This is a genomic window from Spirochaetota bacterium (assembly GCA_017999915.1).
Classification (GTDB): domain Bacteria; phylum Spirochaetota; class UBA4802; order UBA4802; family UBA5550; genus RBG-16-49-21.
The window spans coordinates 29,289-50,873 of the sequence record JAGNKX010000003.1 but is presented as its reverse complement, the minus strand read 5'-3'; the positions used below and the strand labels follow the sequence as shown (position 1 = coordinate 50,873).

The 21,585-nt window shown below is 39.0% G+C and carries 22 protein-coding genes; 2 read left to right on the top strand and 20 right to left on the bottom strand.

The annotated features are described in order from the left end of the window. Window positions 1-91: 91 nt before the first annotated feature. From KA369_05905 to KA369_05885, 5 genes are all read right to left on the bottom strand, one after another. Window positions 92-931: a GIY-YIG nuclease family protein gene (locus KA369_05905; GenBank protein ID MBP7735491.1), complete on the bottom strand. Its 840-nt coding sequence runs from the start codon at window positions 929-931 to the stop codon at window positions 92-94. Between the two features lie 290 nt (window positions 932-1,221). Next, window positions 1,222-2,097: an agmatine deiminase family protein gene (locus KA369_05900; GenBank protein ID MBP7735490.1), complete on the bottom strand. Its 876-nt coding sequence runs from the start codon at window positions 2,095-2,097 to the stop codon at window positions 1,222-1,224. A gap of 45 nt (window positions 2,098-2,142) precedes the next feature. Beyond that, window positions 2,143-2,310 (bottom strand): hypothetical protein, encoded by a 168-nt coding sequence (locus KA369_05895; GenBank protein MBP7735489.1) that lies wholly within the window; start codon window positions 2,308-2,310, stop codon window positions 2,143-2,145. Window positions 2,311-2,548: 238 nt separating this feature from the next. Then, a complete protein-coding gene (locus tag KA369_05890) occupies window positions 2,549-3,022 on the bottom strand; it encodes a hypothetical protein (GenBank protein ID MBP7735488.1) in 474 nt (157 codons plus the stop codon). 347 nt (window positions 3,023-3,369) lie between these two features. Then, window positions 3,370-5,349 (bottom strand): AAA family ATPase, encoded by a 1,980-nt coding sequence (locus KA369_05885; protein ID MBP7735487.1) that lies wholly within the window; start codon window positions 5,347-5,349, stop codon window positions 3,370-3,372. On the opposite strand from KA369_05885, the gene KA369_05880 reads away from it, so the two are divergent. Beyond that, window positions 5,348-5,578, top strand: coding sequence for a hypothetical protein (locus tag KA369_05880; protein ID MBP7735486.1), 231 nt, complete (start codon window positions 5,348-5,350; stop codon window positions 5,576-5,578). The genes KA369_05885 and KA369_05880 overlap by 2 nt on opposite strands. 74 nt (window positions 5,579-5,652) lie before the next feature. Here the strand turns inward: KA369_05880 and KA369_05875 are convergent, their stop codons facing one another. From KA369_05875 to KA369_05810, 14 genes are all read right to left on the bottom strand, one after another. Then, on the bottom strand, window positions 5,653-7,065 hold the full coding sequence (locus KA369_05875; protein MBP7735485.1) for an ankyrin repeat domain-containing protein: 1,413 nt from the start codon (window positions 7,063-7,065) through the stop codon (window positions 5,653-5,655). A 197-nt stretch (window positions 7,066-7,262) separates the two neighbouring features. Next, the gene (locus tag KA369_05870; GenBank protein MBP7735484.1) at window positions 7,263-10,619 is read right to left on the bottom strand and encodes a UvrD-helicase domain-containing protein; all 3,357 of its coding nucleotides are present in this window, start codon (window positions 10,617-10,619) and stop codon (window positions 7,263-7,265) included. A 43-nt stretch (window positions 10,620-10,662) separates the two neighbouring features. Then, window positions 10,663-11,262 (bottom strand): GIY-YIG nuclease family protein, encoded by a 600-nt coding sequence (locus KA369_05865; protein ID MBP7735483.1) that lies wholly within the window; start codon window positions 11,260-11,262, stop codon window positions 10,663-10,665. Then, window positions 11,243-13,810, bottom strand: a complete 2,568-nt coding sequence (locus KA369_05860) for a PD-(D/E)XK nuclease family protein (protein MBP7735482.1) — start codon at window positions 13,808-13,810, stop codon at window positions 11,243-11,245. Before KA369_05860 ends, KA369_05865 begins: the two co-directional genes overlap by 20 nt. 241 nt (window positions 13,811-14,051) lie before the next feature. Continuing rightward, window positions 14,052-14,303 (bottom strand): hypothetical protein, encoded by a 252-nt coding sequence (locus tag KA369_05855; GenBank protein ID MBP7735481.1) that lies wholly within the window; start codon window positions 14,301-14,303, stop codon window positions 14,052-14,054. A gap of 115 nt (window positions 14,304-14,418) precedes the next feature. Next, on the bottom strand, window positions 14,419-14,943 hold the full coding sequence (locus tag KA369_05850) for a hypothetical protein (protein ID MBP7735480.1): 525 nt from the start codon (window positions 14,941-14,943) through the stop codon (window positions 14,419-14,421). A gap of 208 nt (window positions 14,944-15,151) precedes the next feature. Beyond that, the gene (locus KA369_05845; GenBank protein MBP7735479.1) at window positions 15,152-15,514 is read right to left on the bottom strand and encodes a hypothetical protein; all 363 of its coding nucleotides are present in this window, start codon (window positions 15,512-15,514) and stop codon (window positions 15,152-15,154) included. 39 nt (window positions 15,515-15,553) lie between these two features. Continuing rightward, window positions 15,554-16,102: a WYL domain-containing protein gene (locus tag KA369_05840; GenBank protein ID MBP7735478.1), complete on the bottom strand. Its 549-nt coding sequence runs from the start codon at window positions 16,100-16,102 to the stop codon at window positions 15,554-15,556. A 2-nt stretch (window positions 16,103-16,104) separates the two neighbouring features. Beyond that, window positions 16,105-16,404 carry a hypothetical protein gene (locus tag KA369_05835; GenBank protein MBP7735477.1) on the bottom strand — a complete coding sequence of 100 codons (300 nt, stop codon included), beginning with the start codon at window positions 16,402-16,404 and terminating at the stop codon, window positions 16,105-16,107. A 72-nt stretch (window positions 16,405-16,476) separates the two neighbouring features. Beyond that, complete coding sequence (locus KA369_05830) at window positions 16,477-17,613, bottom strand: tetratricopeptide repeat protein (GenBank protein ID MBP7735476.1); 1,137 nt, start codon at window positions 17,611-17,613, stop codon at window positions 16,477-16,479. 141 nt (window positions 17,614-17,754) lie between these two features. Next, complete coding sequence (locus KA369_05825; protein MBP7735475.1) at window positions 17,755-18,690, bottom strand: ADP-ribosylglycohydrolase family protein; 936 nt, start codon at window positions 18,688-18,690, stop codon at window positions 17,755-17,757. A 125-nt stretch (window positions 18,691-18,815) separates the two neighbouring features. Next, a complete protein-coding gene (locus KA369_05820) occupies window positions 18,816-19,052 on the bottom strand; it encodes a hypothetical protein (GenBank protein ID MBP7735474.1) in 237 nt (78 codons plus the stop codon). 37 nt (window positions 19,053-19,089) lie between these two features. Further along, window positions 19,090-19,593, bottom strand: a complete 504-nt coding sequence (locus KA369_05815; protein ID MBP7735473.1) for a thermonuclease family protein — start codon at window positions 19,591-19,593, stop codon at window positions 19,090-19,092. Window positions 19,594-19,710: 117 nt separating this feature from the next. Beyond that, on the bottom strand, window positions 19,711-20,040 hold the full coding sequence (locus KA369_05810) for a single-stranded DNA-binding protein (GenBank protein ID MBP7735472.1): 330 nt from the start codon (window positions 20,038-20,040) through the stop codon (window positions 19,711-19,713). 255 nt (window positions 20,041-20,295) lie between these two features. On the opposite strand from KA369_05810, the gene KA369_05805 reads away from it, so the two are divergent. Continuing rightward, complete coding sequence (locus KA369_05805) at window positions 20,296-21,219, top strand: WYL domain-containing protein (protein ID MBP7735471.1); 924 nt, start codon at window positions 20,296-20,298, stop codon at window positions 21,217-21,219. Window positions 21,220-21,270: 51 nt separating this feature from the next. Here KA369_05805 and KA369_05800 read toward each other — a convergent pair whose 3' ends face one another. Beyond that, on the bottom strand, window positions 21,271-21,474 hold the full coding sequence (locus tag KA369_05800; protein ID MBP7735470.1) for a hypothetical protein: 204 nt from the start codon (window positions 21,472-21,474) through the stop codon (window positions 21,271-21,273). Window positions 21,475-21,585: the final 111 nt, after the last annotated feature.

The following is a 21,585-nucleotide window of genomic DNA, read 5'->3' as shown; positions in this document are numbered from 1 at the left end:
CTTCTCCAAAACCGCGTCGCAGATGTCGGGACAAGCACGAGTGCCGAATCTACATGCGTGGTTATTTGTTATCCCCGCATGGAATGATATGCTATGGTTTATTATACGACGAGCATATAAATTCTTTTTTATATAAATCTAAATAATCCTTGCATGGCATAGCATAATGTACTTGTTGTTTTTCACAAATATCAATTATTATTTTTGTAAAATCATAACCATTGATCGATGATAACCCATATGCAAAATTGCCTAACCGCTTCTGGAATGGCCTAAATCCTTCAATCCTATTTAAACATACAGGTTTAATAAATTCCTGAAATCCAATAATATTATAAGAATTATTTTCTTCTTTAATAAATTCAAGATCATCAACATTTGTTCTCGTCCATATATAATATAATTTATTATTGTTTATTGAAATACCAATAACAAGTACGACATTTGCACCATCCAAATATGCCGCGAGATTTTTTCGTGAACTTATATAATGAGAAATATCAGAAATAGGAATTCCCAAATTATTTTCATCTATACCGGGAAAATGTTTTTCAACATCATAATTATGATATTGAATATAATATTTACCAGCGTGTTTTCTTCTTTTCGAATCCAACTTTACTAATTCATTTGGCGGTAAAAACATTAAATTATATGCTGGTTTTTCAAGATCAATATAATAATATTCACGTTCAAGTAACTCATTGGGGCTGCATTCTTCAATAATTTCAAAACGAAAACACCCATATTGTCCTTCTTTAAAAACTTGTTGAAGCATACCATACTTAACAAATGCTTTTCTAAGAATTGTCTCATTACTATAAACAGTTAATGCTGATGTATGCTGTTTCCATCTTCTATAAATATCTTTGGATTGCCCAATGTATGACTTCCCATTTTTAATATTTACTATTCTATAAACACCATTCATATATTAAAAAGGATCTCCATTTTTATGTATGTCGTCTAACGTCTCAAGCATAGCCGCCATGTGCCGAGTGCCCCGCAAGCCAGGCGTGTTTTAGCTTCCCCAAAACCGCGCCGCAGCTGGCAGGATAAGCGCGAGGCCGAGCACCGCAGCGAGCCTTAGCGAGCGAGGAGCGGAACGGTTATGCATTGTTGGTCGAAGCGACCTAATAAATATAAGTTGAACCGCATGAGCCAAGGAAGGCGAATGCGGGATTAATTATCAATTCTAAATGCTATAAATTGTATTCAATTCTATTGTGAATCATATATTGTCCAAGTTGCACAATTGAGAACTCCACCATATTTTGCGAGTCCACCCGAATTTATACCTACTACATTATCTGAACCGAATATTTGTATAAATACTTTTTCAGCTTCTTTGTCGAATATATCATTATTAAATTTTGGAAATACAACAAAAGTACCAACTTGTAAATAATTAATATATAAACCTTCTGCCGATTCATTACCACTATCGTAAAATGGTAATTCTATTATGTCCAGGTTTTTTGACAAAAGCAGTTTTGTTAGTTTATCATATAATTCTAAATCAACTTGTTGATTTTGGTTTACTCGATTAATAAAAACTTGCTTTTCATTTATAAAACGAACTAACCCATCAGCATGTCCCGTTGACTCAAATTGTTCTGGATATTTAGGAATTATAATAATTTCAGATTGGAATATACTTTCAAGCTCATTAATTATAGCGTTTATATTTTTAAACTGATAAGAATTATCTTCAATCACTTTATTTGTTAAAATAACTTTTTGAGAAGACTTGACAACATTGCCACCATCAAGAATTATTTTACTATATTTAGGTTTGATGATTTTATTTTCTAATACGGCAAGAACCTGATTTGTTAATGATGTTGATTTTAATTTATATTTTGAATTATTATGGCTACAGTAATATGATGGATTGAAAATAAATTGAACGAAATCTTTTTTATCGACTTGAATAGGCATGTAATCTCGACAAAAATAATCTCTTGTTTCAATAAGGATTTTAAAAGAATATTTATGACTGGTAACGTAATCTTCCAATTGACTGACAAATTTTGGGAAATGTAATTTTGTTTTTTCAGAAATATAAACCGTATTAGTTTGTCGATCAGAGATCATTACAGGTCACCAATATTTATAAAAATATTTATTGAATAAATTTTGTCACCTTTTAATCAATTCACCTTCTCCACCACATTTCGGACATTTAGATCCAAGTACTTTTGCAGCATTACATTTAGTACAAAAAACTGAACCACATTTTTTACATTTAATTAAACCCACTGATAAACCTTTCTCACCACAGTTAGGACATTTATTTGAAAGTGCCATATAATTCTCCAATAATAGAATATTTAAAAACTTGCAAAAGGTCTTTTTTCATTTTAAAAGTATATAAATTAATAATTCAAGTTATAATTTTTCAATTTCCCGAGCGATTAAATTAAATAAATTCCAGAACTTATAATAGATAAACCTCCCCGTTGCAAGCTTCGGGGAATCCTGGAATAATATTTTCAATAAATAATCGTAGCAAGACACGATGATTATACCCCAAGAGATAATAATATTATCTCATTTTGTCTCTTGTACGCGAAGGAGATGTTTTAATTTCATCCATTTTTGGTATTCTTACTTTTTTCTTATTTCCATTTATTTTTAATGCCTCATCAACAATCTTTTTTAGAATTGAGTCTTCAGGAATAATTTGCATATCGGTTGAATTTATTTCTTTAATTTGACCAGTAATAGTATTGGCAATTAATCCTTTTAATGATTTAGCTACCCAACCTTCTTTATATAAAAATATTTGCATTTGGTAAATACTTTCTTCTAAAGCTGTACGCATTCTCATTGAAAAAAGAATAGTGTCTTCTGATGGTTTTTCTATAGATTCAGGATCAATATAGAACATAGTAGTATCATCATTAGATTTAGTGGCACCTATATACATCCATTTGCCATCCATTTCACCTTTTGAAAAAACTTCTACCTGAAAAATACATAAACCAATAAAAATAATAAGCGATAAATAGATCTTCATTGAATATCTCCACTTGATTATTAAATTATATAGTTTAAATCTATTTCTAACTATATAGATTTGTTATATTATAGCCCGCCACGGAGGGCGGGCAAAAAGGCCATATGGTCGTTTCGCACAACATTTCAAGCATAGCCGAACCTGGCGAAGCCAGGTTGCCGAGCGCCCCGCCAGCAAGGCGCGTTTTAACCTCCCCCAAACCGCGCCGCAGCTGGTGGGATAAGCGCGAGGCCGAGCACTGCAGGCGGCCTAAGCCCGCCGAGGAGCGGAGCGGCTATGCTTTGTTATATGAAGTCGCACCGACTTGAAACCAACCAGTCAGCCAAAGCCACGAATAACGTAGGCTGTTAATTATAATCAATCGTTATGCCATAATTCAATAATAGTGGTGTTATAAATTCATAATATTTTGGAAGTAACTTCTTAAATAAATCCCTACGTTTATCAAAATTAGATTCTTTTGAAATTTGCTCAATGATTAAAGTTAACTTTTGATGCAAAACATTTTTAAATAGTTCTTCAAAATTATGTTGCTTATCGATCTTGTTAATATTTTTAAACTCATTAATTAAACTCGAAATTGTTCTATTTCCAATAATAGTAAATTTTTGTTGTATTTCAATGGGTCCAAAACTACTAATTACTTCAGAAATTGTTGAAATTATAATGTCTTGTGGCAATATATCTTCGAGCTCTTGATCAGTAATAGTTGAATAATAGTGAAATTTTAAATTGTTCCTAAGATTCGAATCATGTTTTTCAAGTTCACTTTTTAAATTTCTTCCAGGGCTATCATAGTCTAATATAAGAATCCATTCTGAATCACGAGGAATTATTTTACTTCTAAAAAATGTTGAAATATTTTTAGTCCCGCCACCATCAAGTAGCTCATAATCAGAAAATGTATTTTCTCTTTTAGGTACACAATGTTCAATAAACGAGTTGAAAAGGTATAAATCTGTTGTACCTTCAAATACAACATTTTTATTGCTAATTGAAAACTCATCAACACTTGTCCCAAGTGCTTCATAAATGACGGATTCTTGAATAATATTATTCCTTTCAACAGGTAGTAATCTTGTTATTTCTCTATCTTTTTTTACAATAATATTCCTTTTCAAATTGCTTCTATCAATCATAAAAATAGAATGGGTAGCATAAAAAACATAATTATTACTTGAAAGCTTTATTAGTTCTTCTTTCATAAAACGTACACCACTTGGATGTAAATGTGTTTCTGGCTCATCAAGAACTAAGATAAAGTTTGAGATTATTTTACTCTCTGCTTCAGCAGCGATTGTTAAAATAAATGAAATAAATGTTTTAAATCCTTGCGAGCGAGATTCCATATCATAATAATTACTAATAGAACTACTTGGATCAGTAACATGGATCGTAATTTGCGCTTCTTCTAAATCAATATTTAATAGTTGATCATAATCATTCCATATTCCTTTAATGTATTTATTAATATCCTCAGTTAATATATGTGAATCTCTTCTACGTAAGCTTGAGTCAAGTTTCCAAGCATTGATTTTTTCAATCAATTCTTCTTCATCATTAATTATTAATCTATTTGATAGTAAAAAAATATTATAAAGTGGAGCTGAATTTGTATAAGGATCATCATTTTTAATTAATTCATCATAAGTTATTTCTGATGGCAGTAGATATTTTTTATCATATTCCCAATAAATAACATTAGGAATTGCTTTATCAAGATAAGGATTTAATTGACTATCTATAACTTTTCTTACATAATCAATGTCTGCTTCTTCGAAATTATTAATCTGATCTTCTGGTATAAGGTCTTTATGTATAATTTTAATTGTTGAAAGCGGATAATCAATATCTTTGTGTTTTATCATTATCTCAGCAGGAATCGTTGTATTGTCTTTAATTTTATAATAATTATCTGATATATTTATTTCGTATGTTCCACTATGGCTCTTGAAACGCTTATAAGTATCTTTTTCTTTAGCCATATATTTCGTTACAGAATAATTAATAATTTTAAAATGCTTAATCAATTGATCTTCAGGTAAGATCGTTAGAGTATTAATGTGATCAGTAATATGTTTGTTGACCTCTTTTGATTCATCATCTGTTAAATTGAAAATAAAGTGAACTTTTGGCAGTTCATCATTGATTTTTGATTTATCTTTTATATCTGCTGAATAACTTGTATCTAAGAATCTGATAGCATTTAATAAATTCGATTTACCAGATTCGTTGGGGCCAATAAAACATATACAGTTATTATTTATAATAATACGTTGGTTTACTATACTCCGGTATGATGAGATTTTTATTTCAGATAAATTCATGATCACCTCCATCATAGAAGTAATAATTTATATTTTAATCAACGCCGCCACGGATGGCGGTGCCCTGAACCCGTTGGGCGGTGCGATTTCATATAACAATCAACAAACGAATTACGGTTATAATACAGAAAAACAATATCACCAATCCAAAACCACAATAAAAGCCCTGCCCTTTATTGGGCGACATACCCTATACCAGCATTGGATTAGTTATATGGCAAATGTATAAGTGAACAAATTTAAATTTAATAAACTCTGTCTATCATGACTATTTCAAATAACTGATTATAACCTTTATAATGATCATTTTGACATTTTTTTTAACGCGACCTCAATGGGTGAAATATTTTTATTAAATATATACGAATCATGAATGTAGTCTTGAAGAAATTTTGTGATGACGCCTTTATCTTTAAAATAATTTTTTTGAAAATCTTCATCGTAGAATAATTCAATTAGATTATCACCACAGCTAATATCTCCTGTTATTGAGGTGCCGGAAGACCATACCGAATTGTATTCATCATTTTCAAGTGCCTTTTTCAAGGCCTTCACGCATTGTTTATCCCCGATTTCGCCAAGTGCCCATGCGGCCATCCACCTGATTTCATATGAATATGTATTAATGATTTTAATTAATGGGTCAACTGCTCTCCTATCTTTTAATTTTCCAAGAGAATATATAATAGCTATATTTTTAAGTATGAACTGAGGTTCTCTTTCATCAATATCATAATCAAGAGAATCAATTAATGGTTCGACAGCTTTCACGTCCCCCATATTACCCAACATATATGCAGCAACCCAGTTATCTTTACATTGCTCAATAAAATCATCAACAGTGGCATTTTTTAACCAAGCAACTTTTTTCTTCAAAAACTTAATCATTTCAGCATCAACATCAATTTTTTTGGCGCCATGTTCTATCAAATAATTAACAATTGCATCGTTACCAAATTTTCTTGCCATCACAAGTGCTGTTTGACCATTTTCATTTTTCGAATTGATGTTGGCGCCATGTTCTATCAAATATTTAACCATATCTAAATTGTCAAAATATACAGCAGCCGACAATGGTACAAAATGATGTTCTTGGTAGGGATTGATTTCAGCACCATTATCAATTAAATATTTCACTATATCTATTCTATTTCCAGTTACAGCTTCGTATAATGCGTTGCATCCTGACTCAAATTTCGAATTGACATCTGCTCCTTTTTTAATTAAAGTTTTAATAATTTCAATATTTCCTTTTTCAGAAGACGCTTTTATCAATGTTCTATTATTAATCTTAGCTCCTTTTTCAATTAAATAATTAAATAATTCAATTTTACCATATTCAACAGCAATATTTAAAATAGTATCTCCTGAATTATTTTCAGCATTGACATCTGCTCCTTTTTCGATAAGAAGCTTAATCAAATCAAATTCATTTTTATAATCTTTAGTGTCATTACTTCCCGAATTATCTGCATTAATGCAATTCAAAGCAGTTTTCCCATTATTTGAAACCACATTAATATTAGCTCCATTTTCAATCAAATATTTTGCTGCAGTATAGCTACTGCTCCAACACGCATACATTAGTGCTGTTTCTCCATGATTATCTATAACATTAAGATCAACACCTTGGTTAATTAATTCTTCTATCTTCTTACAATCATTAGCTTGGGCAGCATTAAATAAAGCTTTGTTTGATATTTCTTTGGTCATCATTTATTCCTTATATTGAGTATACTTATTTCTTATTCACTTATTTATTATCTGTCAAGAATATTAACAATGTATTAGTATAGTGGATTTTGTCTAACATAATAGTATCCACGAACATTATACCATGATGTTATGTGATACTAATCAAGGCATTAATCATTTATATACCGATGACTTGCCTGCTTTTTCACCGAATATTTCTATTCCACTTGTATTAGCGCCCCCTGCCCTACAAACACCAGAACCCTTTCAATCACCTTTTCACCCATCCTCTCCTCCACAGCCTTCGCATACTCCTCCAGTTGCAAGTCATACCTATTCTCCCGGACCACTTCTTCCGGCCTCTTCTTCCCCAGAGATGTTGTCTTATAATCCACAATCTTCAGCTTACCCTGGTGCCGATACACCAGGTCAATAACACCGGAGACAACCTCACCCTTCTCATTCTTCCTGGTATAGCCGAACTCCATGTACCGCTCATCAGAATTTTTAATCTCCTGATAGATCTCCGATGAAGCAAGATTCTCCGCATATTTCACCAGCCACTGTTCCGCATCGTCATCAAGCTGATATTTGGAGCAAAGATTCTTAATATTTACCCGGTTCTTTTTTTTATCGTCAAGCTCATCAAAGCAGAGTGCCGCCAGCTCATGAAAAGCCGTGCCCACCGTAGAGGAATCATCATCGGATAGAATCCATGAATCGGAGCTGATTTTTCCGGTAACAGACTCGACACTATCGATTGATTTAAAATGAACCGGCTCAGGCAGTTCAATAATGGGAATACTCCGGTCATCTATACTATCAACCGGAGAGTCATTTTGATCTATGACAAGGAATGTTGAATTACCGACGGCTTTATGTATTTGCATCCTGTTCAACTGTTTTGTATTTAAGAGTGCATCATTTATAATGTTGATAAAATTTTCCCGATATTGAGTGGTCAGAAAACCAAGATAACTGTTTTCAGAGACTTCATCTTCCAGTGGCGGCACTGATATGACAAGGTGCTTCTCCGCCCTGGTGAGGGCCACGTACAGAAGCCGCTTTTTCTCCTCCATGTGCTGGATGCCGGATACGGCATTCGCCATACTATATGACACCGGCCTTCCGGCTGATGTGATAAAGCCCATCGTGGAATGAAACCCGTCATCCATGAGCACCGACGCATGCTTGAATATCTCCCTCCCCTGCTGACTTTTCAGGTTTTTAAGGCACTGCACGAATATCACCATGGGATATTCAAGGCCCTTAACCGAATGTATCGTGGAAAGCCGTACGCTGTTCCGACCCGGCGCCTCATACAGGGCCGTGCCTTCTTCAGAGCCGCCAATGAAAATCAGGCGCTCCAGCTCCTCCACGAATCTTTTCAGGTCAGTGCCATTGTCAGCTTCAAACTTCTGCGCAACCTGTATCAGCTTTTCGAGGTTTGCCGCGCGCTGTTCATAGTCATCGAGGTGGCGGTATACTGTCTTTAGATCATATCGGTCAATGATGTAAGCAATGAGATCCGATATGGACATCACGTCTTTTGCCTGCGCCAGGTCGCGGACCAGTTCCCGAACCAGATCAACGTCCTCCCTCGCAAATATATCGAATACGTCGCCATCATCAAGGCGGAACACGCTGCTCCGAAGTGCACCGGCAAGAAAAAACTTTTTGATATATTTCCATTCCGTTTTGTCGTAAAAACCAGAGATAAGCCTCAATGCCAGGAATATCTCCTGCACTTCCTTCGCCTCATACAGGTTGCCGTCAGCGCGCACGGTGGGGACAATACCCCGGGCAAGGAGCTCTTCTTTGAGCATGTCCATTCCCGCTCCGGAATCAAATAGTATCGCTATGGCTTTTTTGTCCTGTCTTATCAGGTCAGTTATATCCCTGTATTCTTCGAGATCCCCGCGGCTTATCTTATTAATAAACCGGGCGATATTTTTATACTCCAACTTGTCGTTTTCCGGAATGTCCTCTTCTGATGCTTCACCAGGATCAAATGGAGGCGTAGTAAGCCACGTTACGGTGCCATCATGCCTTGCCTTCCTCTTCGACTCAGGCTCCAGGGGATTATAGCAGATCGGCCCGGCTGAATCCATGCGGAGGGACTCAACTTTTTTCATCAGGTCCCGGAGTGCCGGATTTTTCACAATGATTTTCCCCGGAACCTTCTCAGCGGTCATGATCGGCCCGCAGCAGTCATTCACGAAATCGAGAATCACCTTTTCGCTTCGGAAATTCACCGCGAGAGGGATTGATGTTGCCCTGATATCACTGCAGGCCTTGCGGAACACCTGCACCTCGGCCCCCTGGAAGGAGTAAATGGACTGCTTCTCGTCACCTACCAGGAATACGTTGGCATTATTCAGCCCGGCAAGTTTGCTGAACATGTCCCACTGGACCTCGTTGGTATCCTGGAATTCGTCGATCATGAAATACCTGATGTCCGGCCTGGCCTTTCCCTCCATGATGAGCTCATAGGCGGTATTTATAATTATATCAAAATCGATCCGGTTCATTGCCTTAAGGCTTTCCATGTACTTCTTATAAACCTGTTCCAGCAGGAAATGAACCTTGCTCAGGGCCTTATTAAATGCAGCTTCAGCATTATCATCATGGGGATGCCTGAGCTTCATTATCTTTGCCAGGCAGCCATTCTGAAATTCATCCCTCAATTCCTTTCCATCATCGAGCACATTGAATATCCTCACTGTTTCAGGAAATCCTTTGTCCGGGTCAATTACGGATTCAATACATTCGATGAAGAATGCCCTGTATTTTTTGTAGTTTTCGGGATTTTTAGCGTATTCTTCCAGTTCATCAAGCAAACGGATGGCATCCTGAAAGAGATTCATGTTCATGGTAACAACGAACCTTGCATAAAGCTCATGAATCGCCTTCAGTGTGAGGGATCTGTCAATGAAATTCTTTACGGTCCGTCTGAATTTAGCGTCAGACATATATTTTCGGGCCACAGCATTGAGCTTGAATGTGCCGATATCGTCAATTATTTCAAAAAAAGTATCTTCATGGGCTGTTATAACCGAATGGAGTGTTTCATTGAAGAGGATATTTCTCTCATCTTCACTTATTACTTCCGGAGAAAGGTCAAGGGCCATCAGATCCGAATAGGCCCTGACAATGCCCAGTGAGAAGGAATGGATAGTTGATATGTGGGAATAGATCATGTCGACCTGGCATTCTTTCAAGACCTTCTGTACAAAATCAACGGCTTTTGAATAATGCGCCAGGGCATTGATGATAGTCTCATCTTTACCTGGTTTGCCTTCGGTCGCATTAATTATCTCTGATATAAGCCCATTGATCCTGTCCCTCATCTCCGATGCCGCTGCCTCGGTGTATGTCATGGTGACGATTTCGTGGGGCATGGCCTTCCGGCCAATGGCGTTCTTTTCATTAAACTTGTTCTTATCAGAATAGGCGTCATTGAAAAACTCGAAGCCCAATAACAGATTCACATAACGCCGGGCAAGGGTAAAGGTCTTCCCTGTGCCTGCTCCGGCGGATATTGAGATGTTTTCTGTTATATTGTAGCGTGACATGTTAAATTAAAATTACTTATTAAGGTCTTCTCACTTAAAAAAGTTAGTTCCTTATAGATAGTTGATAGATTATTTTCTCTGGGAGACTTAATGATAAAATATCTTTGATTTCTTTTGAATCAAAATTATTTGTTACAGATACATTGTCAGATGTAAACTTTAAAGCGGAATCACCCATCCAACCCATTACAGGTAAGTTGCATTTTTTCTGTATCCCCATTATTATTAATGATTCTATTAATGCTAAATTTACACAATCAGGCTCTTCATCAACATTCGATAATATGATTAGAGTTTTATTTACTATATATTCACCTACTTTTTTTAAACTTTTAGAACCATCTGGACGGGAATAGTATTTCAAATATTCATCTTTCGATTTCAATCTATGTATTTTATAAATATCGTCGTCGAAATACTCAATCTTACTGGGCAACCAGTATGTTGCGTTTATATATCTTTTATAATGTTCTTGAATTCTTTTATTAAAATTATTAGTTTTTCCAACATAATAGATTTGACACCCATTTTTAGTTGGATAAACAAACAAATAAATACCATGGTGATTTAATAGACCTTCATAACCATTTTTAAATTTTGAAAAATGTACAATTTGATTCCAATTAACTTTCCAATTCTTCATGTGATACCTCATGGATCAAATTTGTGAGACAATCAATTCTCACTTCCTTTCTGCATATCCTAACAAACCCGCACCACTCGCATGCATCTTCATCAAGGGAAAATCTGAAATCGCCTTTTCTGATATTGGCTACTATATTCTTGATTTCATTTTTCATGTTCTTTTCATAATCCGGGTCATCCAGGACTTCGGTATTACCATTTCTGCCTGTCGTTTTCTTTTCAAAGGAGAAAACACCATTCTTGTAACTCACCCTGGAAAACTCGCCACCTTTATCTTTGAATGTCAGGAGAAAAGATTCAACAGCTCTGGAGCCATCCTTGTTGAAACGCTTATTTGCCAATAAGGAATATACAGGAAGCTGAAATTCCTTGAACGAGGTCATTTTTCCCAGGAGATTATCCCGCACATCATCATCGACTTTTTTCGTTGGCTTGTAATCAATGAGGATCACCCGGTCATCGGCAATATCCACTCGATCAATGAATCCCTTCATCGGAATTCCTTCAATGTCGAACTCTGAAGGCTCGAATTTATATTCCACCTCATGGATATTGCGGAGCATGTAGCCGTATGTGTTATTCTCATTATAGACGTAATCAAGGAATTTCAGGAGCACACCCCTGTCCTTATCATTCTCCGGCTCCCCGTCAAGGCCCTTCGTGAGTTCGTATAGCTGCACACGATGTTCAATGGACTCTTCGATGTTATCCTCTTTAATAATCTCCCTGAACGCGGCTTCGGCAATGGACTTCATCTTCTTCTTTATCACGGCGTTAAGAGACGCCGGCATCCTGATGCTCCCGTCAATGACTCCCCGGCCGAACATTTCGAAGCAGGCATGGGCTATGGTTCCCATCTGCATGGGGTCAAAACCCTCGGTTGTTGAAGGCTCCTTAAGCTTCAGCACTGTGCTGAAAAAATACTGGAGGGGGCATTTCGCATAGGTGTTGAACTGCGAAACAGAAAAATACGGCATTTCTTTATTAAAATTTGCAACGATTCCGTCATAAGCTGTGAATTCAGGAGATATGAGTGACGCAATGAATTTCTCGGCATTATCATCAAGCCTGACCCGTACAGGCTCCTGCTGCGAGAGAATATCTTCCTTGTTCAACACTCGGTATTTGATGTTATCGGGAATTATATATGGATCGAGTTTTTCAATATCAGGGACCCTATCAACAAGCAAACGGGCAAATTTAAGCTCCATCCTGTCCTCATTGCCTGCCTTTACCACATACACGTTTGTATTATTGGTGAATACTTCATCGATATGAAATGCGCTCAAGAGCCAGGAGTTGTTCTGGCCAAAGACTGATACCATATCACGGGGTCCGTAGAGGAAGTTGCCGGAAGGGACCAGCGGAATATTTTCAGAATCGACACCGATGAGGATTACATGCTCGAACTGCCGGTGCACGAGCTGGTTCAGCTCCTGCACATGGATGCCGGGCTTTTTATGATACACGAATTCCCCCCGCAGGGACTCGTTGACAAAACGGGCCAGGTCCTTTTTGCGGATCTCCAGCTTCGACAGGCTGCGCAGGTGGGCGATAAGATTTTCGATGGCTCTGAGGCTCCCCTTCGTGGAATCATGGATCCCCGCCAGGAAAGGATCATCGAGCATTTTCCTGATGGAATGGTACCGGGCCATGAGCATCTTCCGCGCTTCCTCAAGGCTTTTACCCTTCCCGAGATAATCTATGAGATCCTGAAATACCGGGAAATGATAGAGCGGCATGCCCTGTGTTACAAAAACCGGAAGTTCGTATTTCGCAAATACCTGTTCGAAACTCAGAAGATATTTATCCAGCCTGCCCGCGGCAATGACAATATCATTGAGATCACAGCCGGTTGTGATCAGGATTGTTTTTGCAATCCGGGCTGCCTCTTCGATTTCATTGTAGCGGCTGAACACCCTGTTTACATGGATATTCCTGAGCCGGTTTGTCCTGTCTTTTTCTGATATTACAGCTTTCGGATGCTTCCTGATCTCTTCGTAAATTTCATTTTCAATGCCGCTGCCCCAGAGGTGAATGCCGGATTGCTCGAATTTATCATAATAAATGGTTTCATAACCGTTCAGGGCATTACCGCTCCTGATCCTATCCAGAACGAAAAGCTGTATATCAGCATAATCCACCAGGTTCCTTTTTCTTTTGGCTTTTTCAAAGGCATCGAAAAGCCGTTCCAGATCATGCAGTTTTTCTGGAGGGTACTTGAAATGCTTTATATCGACATGGTTCGATTTGACCATGTAAAAGAACTGCAGGATTGCCGCTGCGGTATTTGTATATGATTCGAAATCGTTCTTCAGAAATCCGAAATGCTTTACTTCGATGCCCTTCAGAGCTTCTTCCAGAAGCAGGCTTTCTTCTATTCCGCCTGCCTGGCGGAAGGCAAGGTTCTTGCCGGAGGAAGCAAATGTCGTATAGACATACTCCTGGAGGGTGAAGGTCTGCAAAAAGCCTTTACCATCATACTGTCGCGCAAAATCCCTGGCCCGCTCACGGGTGGGTGATATGAAAATCGATTTTGTCAGCATTTCAGAAATGAAGTTTATTTATCTTACAATTATTGGTTAAAATGTCAATATAAATTTGAATAAATTATCAAAGAATCTATATGTAAATTAATATTAATATTTTCGATTTTTTGTCACCTTATAGCATATAGAGTCTTACGGTAATTTTGCAATTACAGTTAATGATGGAATTTCTATCTGACTGAAAATTCATTTGATATCATCATCACCAAACGTTATTTGTTTCTTCACAGGGCACTCTTCAATCTAAATGTTTTATTATTTCAGGAAGCAGGTTCACCAATATCTCATCAAGATCTTCAGAGCCATATTCATTGAAAAAATAATCCTTCATCAATACATTTACTTTTTCATTACTGTTCAGTATGTCAACGACCCTACCATCAAGAATTACCTGGTTTCCTTTAATCAACACAATTGCTTTATATCGACGCGAGTTAATCTCTTTATCATTGATAAGTTTTAATAATTTCTTGCTGTTATTACTGAGCATATCGTCATTTCTTATCCTTAGTTCGTTATTATTAAGAAGATTACATTGCCACTTAATATATGACTGAAATCCCCAATATCTTTCTGCGGCAATTCAAATAATTTCTTACCGTGAATCAATCTACCTCTATCCATTTTACATCTTTCCGGACATTATTCTTCTGCAGGAAATTCATCAAATCCCCCATGGACATGATTTCATTTTCATCAATCGTTGCCAGTTCATCATCCCCGCTGATATAAGCTATTCTCAGTTGTCCTGATGCATTAAGAAAGTCTCTAACAAATGGAGGATATTTATTATCTATAATCTCTATCATTATCCGGTATTCATTTCCCCATGCTTCAATAAGCAACTGATTAACAAGGCCAGACTGGCCCTCATTGCCGGGGTTTCTATCGCTGAATAAAAAATAATATACAGCATCCTCGCATTCATCCGCACATAAACGCAAACTAATGTTAAATTGCCTGAAATTGCCCAGATAAGTTTGTTCATGCACATCCGCGTCATGAAGTTTCTTTTTCATGGCATCAAAATCATCCAGTTGATACAGGCACGAAGTAATGTTGTTTTCCTTGAAGAAATCAAACAACACATCAATAAATGCAGTGAAATGCTTAAGTTCCGATAATTTCATAATCATCCCCTTCTCAAATATATTTAGCGCACCGGATTCACTTCAAGGGATATTATGGATAAAATATTAGTGATAATGACCATACAATATTTATTTATCTTTTATTACCATTACAAATCAGCAGACAGGAATTTGATATACCGTCAAGGTAGAGGTTATCATTTTTTTTGGGCTTCACATATTATGAAGTTCTTGCCTGATTTTATTGCTACCATTCAGACACTATAGACGTTACAGACCACATCTCATTTCCGGAATTATCCATAATTTTCTTGATTCCGGGATCGCTATTTTTATACTTTTCTTCCTGATTGGACAGGAGATTATGCCGGTTAAGGTAATCCTTATGCTGATTACTGTCCCAGTTCTCTATTCCTATTGTAGAATAAAAACATGTCATGCAAACTATCTCCATCTCTTTATCAACCCAATCCTCAACAATATAAGGTCTTCCATCATTGAATATTTTCTCGGAAGAACTTAAATCAAGTTCCGGATAATATTTACGATGCGCATCCTTTTGAGGATAATGATCAGATCGATCGGGTTTTGGATAATTGTTTGAGCTCATAAAGTTAACTCCTTAGAAAAAAATATATATTCGTTTCTTTCATATATGGGACCAGGGAATATCATCATTTAAAATATTTTCACCAAGATATTCGGGTAAATGTTGTCCATTTGCATCATCAATAACCGGCTTTATTTCAATTATCCTGTCCACCCGAAAGGACCTTGCCTCGCAGCGGAGCAGGCAGAAACCCTCGATATACCAGTGCCCATCTTTTTGAAATAGTTCATGGAATTCGATGGTCCGTTCAGTAACATTCCCTTGAAAATCAATATATTTCAACCAGATAAGATTATATTCCCCGATGATTTTCTTTACTATTTCGAAGTGTACATGACAATGAGCAATTCTATCATATATATGATTAACAGGCTTATATCCATGTTTGTACGCTCTTAGACGCTCCCGGGCGAGCTGGCGTCTCAAGGCCCGGTTCTTGAGCCACACAATCGTCATGGCGAAAGACAGTATGATAAGCAGTAGCTCATTCCACAGGATGAACTTGTATGGATTCCCGGGAATATACAAACCATGGGGAGTGATATGACAGCCCGTGATATCCATTATCATTTGCCAGTAGGCTTCCATGATTACTCCTGAACGAGTTCTATGTGCACATAGCAGCGGGGATGTCCGTTAGAAATTTTTACATAACAGGGCTCATTAAACGTAATGTGGAAATTTAACTCATCCTTATCCCCGCTCTCGTTGCCGAAATACATATGATATAATGTGGGGGACATCCCCTGGGCAATGCGCCATTCAAAATTTGTTGTATTGATGAGTTCTATGGTTTCCTTATTGATGGTGAGGCTGTATCCCTTTTGCAACCTGCAAATTGATATATTCTTCACTTCATTAAAAGTTACATCAACATTCATTTCTCTCATAATAACCTCTGTGTAAATAGTTTATTAATAGATCTTTATACATTCTTCAACATTATTTCAGACTGATCCAAATCAATGACTGGCGCCTTCCGTAGGAAACAATTCATCCAGGGCCTTCTTTGCCAGGTCATGGCCCATGGAAGCGGATTTTTCCAGGTCTTCGAGGGCCTTCTCCTTTTTACCGAGACGATAAAAGCTGATTCCCCGGTTGCAATAAAGGTATGCAATATCGGGATCAAGAGCGATTGCCTTGGTAAAATCCTCAATGGAGAGCTCGAACTTTGCCAACTCGGCGTACAGGTTCCCACGGTTGATATACGCAAACGGCATATCAGGCCTGGCCTCTATGGCTTGGTTAAAATCTTCCAGGGCCTTGTCGTACTGGTCCGCAAAGGCCAGCAATATGCCTCTGTTGCACAATGCCATGTAATATTCAGGATCTATCTCAATGGCTTTTGAATAATCTTCAAAGGCCTTAATAAGATCTTTTTCACTCTCATAAGCCAGCGCGCGGTTATAATAGATAACCGCCTTGTCAGGTCTAAGTTTCAGGGCAGAGCTAAAATCCCTGATTGCATCATCTTTATTCCCTTTCCTGGCGTTTAATATTCCCCGAAGGAAGAATTGCCGCACATCCATGTCTTCATCGTTAAGGTCGAACTTATCGTTATGCATCAGGAATTCATCAAGATATTCAAAACCCAAGTCTATAAGCTTCCGATACAGGTCCGGATATTCCCTGGTCCCGCCCTCAGAGAGCAGCCCCAGGTCATTGAGGTGTTCCTCTGCTCTCTTCATCTCCGCTATTATCTTTTCTATTTCAGACAGGTCTTCCGAGGAGAGGAGCTTCCCGCTGAATAGGAATATCTGGTACGTGTGATGGGAAAAACCCACCATGGGCAGTATGTTTTCAGGTTCGTCGATATGCCTGAAAATGGCGTCCATGATTATGAGGGTCGGATCGTGAATCGGCCGGCTATCGTACTCTTCCCGTGCCTCCTCCAGTTTCGATATAATATCATCCATGTCTTTCTCCCAGAGCAGTGAACGGTACTTCTGCGCCGGAGGGAGATCAACAGCCTTGAGGATATCCTCCTCCATGTATATTATCGTTTCGAAGAGCTCGCCGTTTTTCTCCGGTCCTCCGATCTCATCGAGCTCCTGGTAGAGCCTCTGGTAAGTTTCGAGCATTTCTCTGATTTCAGTCACGACTGCCTCCTGGAAAATTTTTAAACCGATCAGGAAGGAACCCGTAGTTGACAGGTTCCCGAATTTCACTTAACTTGTTCCGACTACCTTTAATTATAATATATCACAGGACCCATGACACATGTTGACCTATACGTTTGTTTAGATATTATTTGAGGTTATAAGCATATCAAATAAACCAGCAATATCATCCCTGCGCACTATGACATTAATCCATTCTTCCGGGATCCCCTGAATTCCATAACATATACCCGCCAGCCCGCCAGTCACACACCCGGTCGTATCAGTATCATGCCCCAGGTTCACGGCCCTAAGCACCGCTTCGCTGTACGATTCGGTGTTCAAGAGACACCACAGGGAAGCTTCCAGCGTATCGATCACATACCCGGAAGAGTTGATTGCTTCTTCCGGCAGCGACCCGATCTTGCCGCCAAGGATCCGCCGAAAATGGCGCAGCTCCTGCCTGAAGGGATCCCTGTCATATATATCCGATGCCAGGTCTATCGCCTCTCGGTAAGCATCCATGGCTGTTTTCCCCTCGATAAGGTTTCGGGCAATGAGGCAATAGATGCCGCAGGCCATGAGGGAACGCGGGTGCCGATGGGTTATTGAGGATATGGCGTGGATACGCTGAATGAACTCATCGATCCCAAAAGTGTAAAAGCATACCGCCACTGGAATGATGCGCATAAGCGATCCGTTTCCGTTATCTCTTTCAGTATCGCCCCCTGATAATTCCGGTGAAATTCCGCGCTGAAGCCTCTTTATTGCATGGGCTGTGGCGTTTCCGATATCGAAGGCGCTGCCGTACGGCGTCCACAGGCCCCCTGTCATCCACTTCATGAACCTGTCAGCAATGTCTTTCAGATCATAGCCGCGGGCCAGGCTGTCGGCCGTACAGAGCAGGAGCGACGAATCGTCCGACCAGGAGCCAGCCGGCAGATGAAAGGTGCCGTAGCCCCGCATCCCCGTTACCGGGTCACGCCTTACTTCATCCCGGCTTTTAAATTCCACCGGGACCCCCAGGGCGTCGCCGATAACAGCCCCCCAGAGACCGCCGAACATACGCCGCCTCATCTCGTTCATCCGCTCCATGGTATCGTCAAAATTCGGTTTTACACCTTCAGGCCGATTCTTCACAATCGGCGGTGTCCATATGCTTTCGCTATTTTTCTTTATTGCCATTATTGATCCCCCCTTTTTTATTTTATTCTCCTCACCTTTGGTGGAATTACATCCTCTTTATTGAGACCCTTACTACAGTACGGACAGACATGATAATCAGGGTCTGATAAATCCCAACCCCACTCTCCCAGCTTTTCAAGGCCCATTGCCTTGGTCTCGTCTTCGGTAATGTATAGAAGAAACTCTCCCCAGCAGTGAGGGCTTTCAATCATGCAGTCGCATTCTATCGTTAATAAGCTGTTAAATTCCATCATAGGGCATCCCCCTTCCCAATGATTATTGGTTATATCTTTATTTCCACAAACCTAACCGGTGCTTCCTGGCATACTGGTATGACCCCAGGAACCTCTTTCTATATTTGACATTGGGTGGAATCGTCAGCGGACTCGCGTATCCGTTACGGATAATAACATCGTTGAGCATTCGCCCATCGGGAAGATACACATATCCCAGGAGCCTGCGGTATTTGTCTCTCTTTTCAACATCGAACTGTATTTTTATTCTATCACCTTTTTTAACCAGGCCTTTGACATACTTCTTTGCCACCCTGCCCTGGGACACAATGGCGTTGATATCCTCGGCGCTGCGACGCGAGTCTTTAAAGGCCTTTTTGTTTTTCTTCGACTCAGGGGCGTCTATGCCAATGAGCCGAATGGATTGCTTTTTGCCGTCATATATGATCTTCAGGGTATCGCCGTCGATTACATATAGCACCCTGGCATTTTGCCCGCCGGCTTGTAAAACGAAGGGGCAGATAAACATAATGATAAATACAAAGACAATATATCGCTTCATGATTCCATTCCGTTATTGTGAGTTATGTTTAATTCTTCCTTTTTCATGATTATCTGACAATAATAAATACCGCCTCCTCTCTTTTATAGAGAGGAGGCTCTCATGGATGACACACAATTAGGCTGATTTCTCGACCGCAGCGGCCCTCGCCCCAAAATCGAACTGCTCGACAACTATGCTGTTGTCGTACACAGTCTCACCCTTCTCGTCTTCATATCGGTACTGCTCAAGCCGTCCAGTGATGAAGAGCTCCGATCCGGTTTTGGAATGTTCCGAGATGATGCGGGCCTGGTGCCCCCAGGCAGTCACCTTGTAAAACCCGGTCTTCTTGTTTGCGCCGAAATGCACGTCATTGGCAATGAAAAACGTGCAGACAGCATTGTTGTTTTCCAGCTCCTTAAGGGCTGGATCCTTGATAAGACGACCGTTGATGTGAACTTTGTTCATGGGTTACCTCCCATATACTAAAAATATTTCCCCGGGGGACCTCCGATGGGCGGATATGCCTGCGGGTGATAATAGCAAAATAGATTATCCGTATTGAAAAAGATATACCCTGAAGGTTTACCCTTATCCAAATATTTGATATACCATGATTTTATTATCCATGGATCATGTGGCATTTTGTTTACAAATCAGTGTTTAAATACCGATTATAAACATATACATTCATCGTCTATCTTCACAAATTACAGGTGTTTTATGGAAAATAACATAATTATTCCCGATCCTGAGAAAAAGCTCGCGGTTATTAAAAGATATCTGCATATAATAGCCCTTCTGCAGAACAACCAGGATCCCAAGGATTGGAACGGCAACAGCCTGGCCGATACTCTTTCCCGGGACGAAAACATAGCGTTAAGCGACAAGAACATCCGGGACTATATAAACAAAAACATAATTGAGGAGCTTGGAATCGACGTTGATATTGAAAAAGGCGCTCACCGGATTGAGCTTTCAGCGCCCCTGGACGAAGAGATGCTTGCCCGTCTACTGAATATCTACTGCCTCTTCGTGGCAACTGATTCATCCCGTGAAGTCATCCTGCGACAGCTCATGAAGAGGCGTCCCAATGACTGCCTTTGGGTTCTTGCACGCATCTACTTTGCCATCAAGGAAAAAAAACGCATCTCCTTCGATTACACGACCAACGACGGCCGCTATATTCACTGCGTCATGAATCCTTTCCATCTGGTTCTCAGGAATAACAACCTGTACCTCTACGGTCACCGTATTAATGGCGATAAAGATTATAATCCGATTCTCATCATTAACCGCTTCGAGAAGCTCAAGGTCCTGGATGAATCCTTCAATGAAACGGCGCCGCCGGTAGATGAATTGTTTCGAGATACCTTGGGCTCTTTTCTGGGTGAAAAATATAATGTGCGTATTCGGTATACCCAGGATGTGGCGATCTCCATGGAGCAGTTTCTGGGCATCGTGGAGCCGAAGATTACCTTCTTTGATGAAGGCAACTATTATGAAGCACGATTCGATGTTTCCGATGGTCTATACCTGTGCAAACAGCTTTTCATGTATGGCAAGGAAGTTGAAATACTCGAGCCAAAGGATGTACGGGATCTCATGGTCAAGATGCTGAAGGAGAGCATGGGTGTGTATTGTTGAAAATTAAGTTTTTTATTTAGGATAGAAATCAGTACCTTCGATTTGAAATAATTATGGAATATATAGATCAAATCGAGTAATTTTATCCCCTTCCACTTCAAATAACGCCACAGCTTTTATATTATTTTGATCACCTTGGAATATAATAGCACAATCATGGTCAGGTTGAGCTAAAATAACTGGACCCGAAAAATTAGTTCTCACAAAACCAAGTTCTGCTTTGACCAATAAACCTGATTCATTTACCGCTCTCATTTTTTCTTAAATCTTTCAACTATTTGCCATCCTTTTTTTATATGTGTTTATTAACTGTATTAATTAAAATAATATCTCAAGTAAGACATCAACCTCTAAGTTCTAACTTGA